Below are 7,891 nucleotides of genomic sequence, written 5' to 3'. Positions count from 1 at the left end.
CCGATAATCCCAAATGCATGGTCAATACCATGCATCTGCAAAACTTTTACAAAAGCTTCTTCGGTCGTCATCTTCATGGGTCAATTCTCCTGTCTTCGCGAAATGGCGATAGTTTCTGCGGCACGCTAATCGTGCGGATGGGGTTTGGGTTAGGGCCAGTCCAAGCGCGTTCTAAGACCAGAATGGCATTATTAGAGTCCGAACATAGGCAGCGATCGTTTGCGTCGGCCGCATTTTAGACTTGATTAAAAACCAAGTGGGTCTCGTCAACGACACCGATCAATTTGAATTTATGCGAGTTTCATGTCTTTACCGGAGACACTAGGGTCGAAAAGATTCTTTAATATCAGTGCAATGGTCGGGGGTGCGATGAATTCATCCGAAACAGATGAAACCAGTGGCCTCGGTGAATTCCTTAGCTCATCTCTGCCAAGCGCGCGACGTAGCGGGCCAGTGTATCGATTTCCAGGTTGATACGATCACCAACAGCCACATCCCCCCAAGTTGTCGCGTCCTTGGTGTGGGGGATGAAATTGATGCCAAAATCACAGCCATCGACCTCATTCACCGTCAACGAAGTACCGTTCAGGGCCACGGATCCTTTGGGCGCGATAAAGCGGGCCAGCGCTTTGGGCGCGCGAAGGGTAACACGGGTTGAGTCGCCCTCGTCCTGCATGGCCACAATCACAGCAACGCCATCGACATGACCCGAGACGATATGGCCACCCAATTCATCACCAACCTTGAGTGCGCGCTCCAGGTTCACACGTTTGCCGACCTGCCAATCACCAAGGTTGGTTTTGGACACGGTTTCGGCACTGATTTCGACGTCATACCAGTCGGCGCCCAGTTCAATAACGGTCAGGCACACACCATCGCTTGCGATAGAGGCACCAAGATCGATGCCCTGGGTGTCATACCCGGTCTCAATCCGTGCCCGTAAATCACCACGCTTTTCCAACTCTCTGATGGTGCCAATATCGGTGATAATGCCAGTGAACATGGGCGATTTTCCTTGCCGAAACTCAATCAAATCAGACCTAACCTGCCACGCCTGTGCGCGCAAGTCGCCTTACTTTCGTCAAATGCAATCGCTAGCTTGACGCAGAGAACTTGGCGAGTAGACAGGTCAATATGGCAAATTCGAGTGGCAAAGACAGAGTGTTTCTGTTCCTGCAGGGACCACATGGGCCGTTTTTCAACGGCCTTGCCAAAATGCTGCGCCGGTCTGGCGCCACTGTCTGGCGGGTTGGCTTTAACGCAGGTGATGCGTTTTTCTGGTTTGATCGCCGGAGTTTCATTGCCTTCAAAGACACCCCGGATCAATGGCCGGGCCGGTTTGACGAGATCACTCAGGACAAGGGTGTGACGGACATCGTTCTATATGGCGATGTACGACCCATCCATGCTCAGGCCGTGGAACGCGCCAAGGCCGCCGGTCTTCGCGTCCATATCTTTGAAGAAGGCTATTTGCGCCCCTATTGGGTGACCTATGAGCGCAATGGCTCAAACGGCCATTCACGGCTAATGGACATGCGTATCTCAGACATGGAAAAGGCGCTGGAAGGGGCTGACATGGACACCCCGATGCCGCCTGCGCATTGGGGCGATATGCGCCAACACGTGTTCTATGGCTTTGTTTACCATTGGTTCGTGATGTTCCTGAACCAGGGGTTCCGCAATTTCAAACCACACCGGGACTTGCCCGTCACACGCGAATTTCAACTTTATTTGCAAAGACTTCTGTTGATGCCCTTTCAAGCGATTGAGCGGCGGATTGCGACCTTGCGCGTGCGGTTCGGCGGGTTTCCGTTCCATCTGGCGCTGCTGCAGCTAGAACATGACAGCTCTTTCCAAGAGCACTCTCCGTTTTCCAGCATGACCGAGTTTCTGGATTTGGTGGTCGCGGAGTTTGCCCGCAGTGCTCCTGCCCATCATCATCTTGTGTTCAAGGCCCACCCGCTGGAAGACGGGCGTGTTCCAGTGAGGCGCGAAATCCGGCGACTTGCGCGCGATCATGGCATTGCCGACCGGGTGCATTATGTTCGTGGCGGCAAGCTGGCGCAGTTGTTGAACGAGGCGCGCAGCGCCGTCACCGTCAACTCTACCGCCGCTCAGCAGGTGCTCTGGCGTGGCATCCCGCTCAAGATCTTTGGCAAGGCAGTGTACGATCAACCCGAGTTTGTCAGCCCGCAACCGCTGTCGCAATTCTTTGCCGGGGCCTCCCGCCCTGATAACCGCGCCTACAAAACCTACCGCCGCTACCTTTTGGAAACCAGCCAGGTTGGCGGTGGTTTTTACTCGGCACGGGGACGTCGCCAGCTGTTGCGCCATGTGGTCGATATGATGCTTTCCGGTGAAGATCCGTATGAGGCCTTGCGATCCGGGACAGCGGCTCCAAGGCAACAGTTGCGTCTCATCAAGTAGAGACCACAAGGTCTAGCGCTGGATTTTCGTTTCGGATTTCGGTAGTTTAAAGAAAAAAACTTGAGGCAGAACAATAACAGGTCGAGGAGACCGAGCAGTGAAACCCGTAGAAAAACGCTGGGCGAAGTGCGTCGCCGTTGTTGCGGCGTTGACAATTGTGTCGTCCTGTACGCTTATCCCGCGCGCAGGCCCCAGCAAGCGTGACATTTACTCTGGGTCGGTTCAGGAAGAAGGCGACGCCTTTATCGTTGCGGTCAACGATCGAGTGACCCGCGCCACCGCAGTTGTCCCCGCGCTTGGATTTTCAAATTCTTTCAAAAACGCCGGAATTCTGGGATCAGACACAATCCGACCTGGTGACGTGTTGTCGCTGACCATCTGGGAAAACGTCGACAAACCGTTGCTCGGCCCCGAAGGTCAGGTGGCCGCAATTCTGGAAGAAGTTCAGGTTGATGGCGCAGGGTTCATCTTTGTGCCGTATGCTGGCCGTATCCGTGCCGCTGGCAACACCCCGGAATCGATCCGCCGCGTGATCGTCGGAAAGCTGTCTGAACAAACCCCTGATCCGCAAGTCGAAGTCCGTCGCATTGCCGGCGACGGCTCTACCGTGTCACTGGTGGGATCTATCGGTGCGCAGGGTGTCTATCCGATTGAACGCCCCACCCGCACACTTTCAACGATGATGGCCAAGGCAGGCGGTGTAACGATCACCCCCGAAATTGCCCAGGTTACGGTGTTGCGCGGAGAAGCACGCGGCCAAATCTGGCTGCAGGACCTTTATGAAAACCCGCAGTTGGATATCGCCCTACGGGGCGGCGATCGCATTCTTGTCGAAGAAGACACCCGCGCCTTTACTGCGCTTGGCGCAACTGGCACGCAAAGTCGCGTGAATTTCCAGACCAAGGACATGTCAGCGCTCGAGGCCATTGCCCAAGTTGGTGGTATCCTTGCAAACCAAGGTGACCCGACAGGCGTTTTCATTTTCCGCAACGAACCCGCTGAGATTTCGAACGACGTTCTGGGTCGCAAGGATCTGCAGGGCGCACAGCGTATGGTCTACGTTCTAGACCTCAGGCAGCCCAACGGCATGTTTGTCGCCCGCGATTTTGTTGTAAGAGATGGGGACACGCTTTATGTGACCGAGGCCCCGATCACGACATGGGATAAAACCATTGCCTCACTCACAGGCACGCTGACCTCAGCCGATACCATCGGCAGCCTCGGCGGACTCAATTGATCAGCAGCAAAACGAACAATGAAGCCGCCGGAGACCAGGGTCTCCGGCGGCTTTTTGCCTTTAATGGAGGTTTTTTTACGCAAGCGCGGGTCAAACGCATACTGCGGCTGGCCGGATATCAGGTGGGCTTTGGCAAACCGGGCCCTGATGACCTGATTGCTGTTTGGGGGCAAAGCCCTACGTCGGGACGGGGCGCGGCCGTTTCAGACCTGACCGGCGCTGACATTGTCTATGTCGAGGATGCGTTTTTGCGCTCATTGCACCCGGGCCGAGAAGCGGGTGAGGCCCCTTTGGGTTTGTTCCTTGATCGCAAAGCACCGCATTTTGACCCCAGTCGCACGTCAGACCTCGAAGACCTCTTAGCCACGCACCCGCTGGATGACAGTGCGCTTCTCAACCGGGCGCGCGGAGCCATCGCGCGATTGAAAGAGGCGCATCTGTCGAAGTACGCCGCCAACGATCCCTCACTGCTACCGCCGGATCCGGGCTATGTGCTGGTGATTGATCAGACCCGCGGGGATGCCTCAGTAACCGCATCTGGCGCGGATGACCCTGAGTTTCGTGAGATGCTGGTCATGGCGCAGGAAGAAAACCCAGGTTGCCGTGTTCTGATCAAGACACATCCAGAAACAACCCAAGGCCACCGTCAGGGGTATTACTCAGAGACAGATGAGACGGACCGGGTAAAGCTCTGTACTGAACCCTATTCGCCCTGGACTTTGTTTGAGGGCGCCGTTGGGGTCTACACCGTCTCGTCGCAGATGGGGTTCGAGGCGATCTTTGCCGGTCACAAGCCCCGCATCTTTGGACAACCGTTCTATGCTGGCTGGGGCCTGACGGTCGACGAACGCCCCGTGCCAAGGCGACAACGCATCCTGACCCGCGCGCAATTGTTTGTCGCGGCAATGATCCTCTATCCGACATGGTATGATCCGTATCTCGATGGCCCAGCCACGCTTGAAAGGGTGATCGACACGCTTGAGGCGCAGGCCCGCGCTTGGCGTGACGACAGGCGCGGATGGCGTGCCTTTGGCATGCGGCTGTGGAAACGCCGCCACCTGCAACAGTTTTTCGGCTTAGTGCAGCCTGTGAAATTCGAAAAAGCAAAACGAGATCACCCCAACATGGTTTGGGGACAGAAAGACGGACCCGCAGACGCGCAAATATGCGAAGACGGCTTCCTGCGGTCCCGTGGGTTGGGCGCCCAACTGGTCCCTCCCCTGTCGCTGGTCTTGGACGATCTTGGAATTTACTACGATCCCAGTGGCGAAAGCCGCCTTGAACGGCTGATCGCGCAACGAGCCGAGTTGCGCGAAGACCAAAAGCTGCGTGTTGAAAAACTCATCATGGCGCTGCGAAAGCTGGGCGTTAGTAAATACAATCTTGGCGGCACTTTGCCTGATCTTCCGACCGGACGGCGCATTCTTGTACCGGGTCAAGTTGAAGATGATGCGTCGATTTTGAAAGGCAGCCCTGAACTCCGCAGCAACCGCGCGTTGCTGCAGTTGGTGCGCGATGAAAACCCTGACGCGCTGGTCATCTACAAGCCCCACCCGGACGTGGTTGCCGGGCTGCGTGTGGGCTCGGTGGAAGACAGTGAAAACATCGCTGATATAGTCATAACCGAGTGCGATATGGCCGCGTTACTGGAACAGGTTGATGAGGTTTGGACCATGACCTCCGGCACAGGGTTCGAGGCCTTGCTGCGCGGCAAACGGGTCGTCACCTTTGGTGCACCGTTTTATGCCGGTTGGGGGCTAACCGATGACCGAGGCCGCACCCCGGCGCGGCGGGCGGCGGAACCGTCACTCGAGGGCCTCGTACATGCGTCTTTGATCGACTATCCGCGATATCTTGATCCAAAAACAGGCTTGCCTTGCCCCGTCGAGATCGCGCTGGAACGTTTGTCCAATGGGGACATTTCACATCCTCACTTTGGGACGCGCCTCTTGGCCAAACTTCAAGGGGTTTTCGCGAGTTACAGCGGAATCTGGCGTCGGTCTTAACGACGCCAGACTGCCATCAAATCATCCCCGACCATTTGGTGCTCGAGCAGACGGAACCGCGGCGCAGATGCAAGGCGTTCAACCCCCATAGCCCCAATCGCCGGATAGCCTTCAGCGCCCAGCGCCAGACCGGCCTGAAACGTCACCAGTTCGTCCACAAGGTCGGACGCCAGCAAAGACGCGGCAAGCGCCCCGCCGCCTTCGCAAAACACCCGTGTCAGCCCCTGCCCGCCGAGCGCCTGCAAAACCGACACTGGAGAAAGGTGAACACCTTCAAGATCACAAGGCAACAAAACGGCGCCCAGATCGCGCCAGGTGTCGATCAACATCGGGTCGGCATCACGCCCATGCGCAATCCAGACCGGTATCTCTTTGGCGGTTCGGGCCAGAACCCCCATCAATGGCAAGTCCAACCGCCGCGACACCACAATACGCACGGGCTGATGAGCGACACCAAGGTCACGCACCGTCAAGGACGGATCATCTGCGCGCGCCGTGCCTCCGCCGACCATGACCGCGTCGTGACGTGCGCGCATGGCATGAACCAGGCGCCGTGACTTTGGGCCAGTGATCCACTGGCTTTCTCCGGTCGCAGTGGCAATCCGTCCATCAAGGCTCTCAGCCAGTTTCAGGGTCAGAAAGGGACGACCAAGATCAGTTCTTAGGAAAAACCCCTGCAAGTCTTGTGCGGCCTCATCAGCCATGACCCCCATCGTCACCGCAATGCCGGCCGCTCGCAACATCTCGAGCCCCTGCCTGGCGACGCGGCTGTCACTGTCTTCAACCGCCACAACAACCCGTGCCACACCAGCCGCAATCAGCGCCTCTGCACAGGGAGGCGTCTGCCCGTGATGGGCGCAAGGTTCGAGAGTGACATAGGCGGTGGCTCCGCGTGCGGCGTCTCCTGCTTGCGCGAGCGCCTCGGTCTCAGCGTGAGGCCGCCCGCCCGGTTGGGTCCAGCCACGCCCGACAATCTGTCCACCTTGCACGATGACACAGCCCACCGCCGGGTTGGGCCACGTATTGCCCTGACCCCGACGACCAAGCGTCAGGGCCAGCGCCATATAGCGCGTGTCAGACAGGGTTATTCTTCCGGCTGAGCGTCGGGGCGCAGTTCCGAGACAAACTTGTCAAAGTCATCTGCTGCCTGGAAGTTCTTGTAAACGCTGGCAAACCTTACATAGGCTACGGTATCTATGCGGGCCAGAGCTTCCATAACAATCTCGCCGATTGTCGTGGACGGGATATCTGTCTCTCCCATACTTTCCAGACGCCGAACAATACCCGAAATCATCTGGTCAATGCGCTCTGGCTCAACCGGACGCTTTTGCATCGAGATACGAATAGAGCGTTCAAGCTTATCGCGATCAAAGTCTTCGCGGCGGCCATTGGACTTTACCACGACCAGGTCGCGCAATTGGACGCGTTCATAGGTTGTGAAACGTCCGCCACAGGCCGGACAAAACCGGCGTCGACGGATTGAAACGTGATCTTCGGCAGGACGCGAGTCCTTAACCTGAGTGTCGATATTTCCGCAAAACGGGCAGCGCATTGGCCTATCCCCTTATGTTCTTCTCTGCCTCTGGCAGTTGGGTGGGTTCCCAACTTATCCACAGGCACTATAGGACGGCCTCAACAGTTTGGGTAGAGGGGAATTTCGACCGCAAGATGGGCGATTCACTATGTCACGGGGAAATTTTATTATTGTTCCCCCTGTTGTAATCGCGTTTCAGGCCCCATCTATGACTTAAGAAGTTTCCTCCAAAGACTTCCAGAAGCGCTTCGAAAGAACACTTCAATTCATGCAGAATGATGCGCCGCTACACGCCTCGTGAGCGGCGCATTTCTGTGTTCAAACAAGTAAATCCCTTGCCAAGTGCCTAAAACAGGCCGCCCCCCCGAGACCGGGATAGTCAGGCTAACGGGCATCATCGCCGCCTTGATGTGGGCCGGCATGTCGTCCGGGCCTTCGTAGGTGTGGGTCAGGTAAGACATTGACGGATCAGTGGTTGGCGGAACCAGCCTGTGAAAGAAATTTCGCAAGTCGGTCTGCACTTCGGGATCGGCGTTCTCTTGGATCAAAAGGCTGCAGGACGTGTGGCGCACGAACAGCGTCAACAACCCATCTACCTGACCATTGCCTTGCACCCAACGCGTGACCTCGCCGGTAAATTCATAAAGCCCCTGCCCGTTCGTTTGAATGGAAAACTCGGTCTGCATG

General features: G+C 56.8%; 7 protein-coding genes. 3 read left to right on the top strand and 4 right to left on the bottom strand.

The annotated features are described in order from the left end of the window. Positions 1-415 precede the first annotated feature (415 nt). On the bottom strand, positions 416-1,003 hold the full coding sequence (locus Q0932_RS08765; RefSeq protein WP_299351444.1) for a riboflavin synthase: 588 nt from the start codon (positions 1,001-1,003) through the stop codon (positions 416-418). A 131-nt stretch (positions 1,004-1,134) separates the two neighbouring features. Here Q0932_RS08765 and Q0932_RS08760 point away from each other — a divergent pair, with 131 nt between their 5' ends. From Q0932_RS08760 to Q0932_RS08750, 3 genes are all read left to right on the top strand, one after another. Further along, positions 1,135-2,427: a capsular biosynthesis protein gene (locus Q0932_RS08760; RefSeq protein ID WP_299351442.1), complete on the top strand. Its 1,293-nt coding sequence runs from the start codon at positions 1,135-1,137 to the stop codon at positions 2,425-2,427. Positions 2,428-2,524: 97 nt separating this feature from the next. Then, the gene (locus tag Q0932_RS08755; protein ID WP_299351440.1) at positions 2,525-3,664 is read left to right on the top strand and encodes a polysaccharide biosynthesis/export family protein; all 1,140 of its coding nucleotides are present in this window, start codon (positions 2,525-2,527) and stop codon (positions 3,662-3,664) included. Further along, on the top strand, positions 3,664-5,670 hold the full coding sequence (locus tag Q0932_RS08750) for a capsular polysaccharide biosynthesis protein (protein ID WP_299351469.1): 2,007 nt from the start codon (positions 3,664-3,666) through the stop codon (positions 5,668-5,670). Before Q0932_RS08755 ends, Q0932_RS08750 begins: the two co-directional genes overlap by 1 nt. Here Q0932_RS08750 and ribD read toward each other — a convergent pair. From ribD to Q0932_RS08735, 3 genes are all read right to left on the bottom strand, one after another. Beyond that, positions 5,667-6,734, bottom strand: a complete 1,068-nt coding sequence (gene ribD / locus Q0932_RS08745) for a bifunctional diaminohydroxyphosphoribosylaminopyrimidine deaminase/5-amino-6-(5-phosphoribosylamino)uracil reductase RibD (protein ID WP_299351438.1) — start codon at positions 6,732-6,734, stop codon at positions 5,667-5,669. The genes Q0932_RS08750 and ribD overlap by 4 nt on opposite strands. A 20-nt stretch (positions 6,735-6,754) precedes the next feature. Next, complete coding sequence (gene nrdR / locus Q0932_RS08740) at positions 6,755-7,222, bottom strand: transcriptional regulator NrdR (protein ID WP_299351436.1); 468 nt, start codon at positions 7,220-7,222, stop codon at positions 6,755-6,757. A gap of 248 nt (positions 7,223-7,470) precedes the next feature. Then, positions 7,471-7,890: a secondary thiamine-phosphate synthase enzyme YjbQ gene (locus tag Q0932_RS08735; RefSeq protein WP_299351434.1), complete on the bottom strand. Its 420-nt coding sequence runs from the start codon at positions 7,888-7,890 to the stop codon at positions 7,471-7,473. Position 7,891 lies beyond the last annotated feature (1 nt).

The sequence above is a fragment of the uncultured Shimia sp. genome, assembly GCF_947498095.1.
In the GTDB taxonomy this organism is placed as follows: Bacteria; Pseudomonadota; Alphaproteobacteria; order Rhodobacterales; family Rhodobacteraceae; genus Shimia.
Note: the sequence above shows the minus strand (reverse complement) of the source record. Positions and strands in the feature narration are given on the sequence as shown.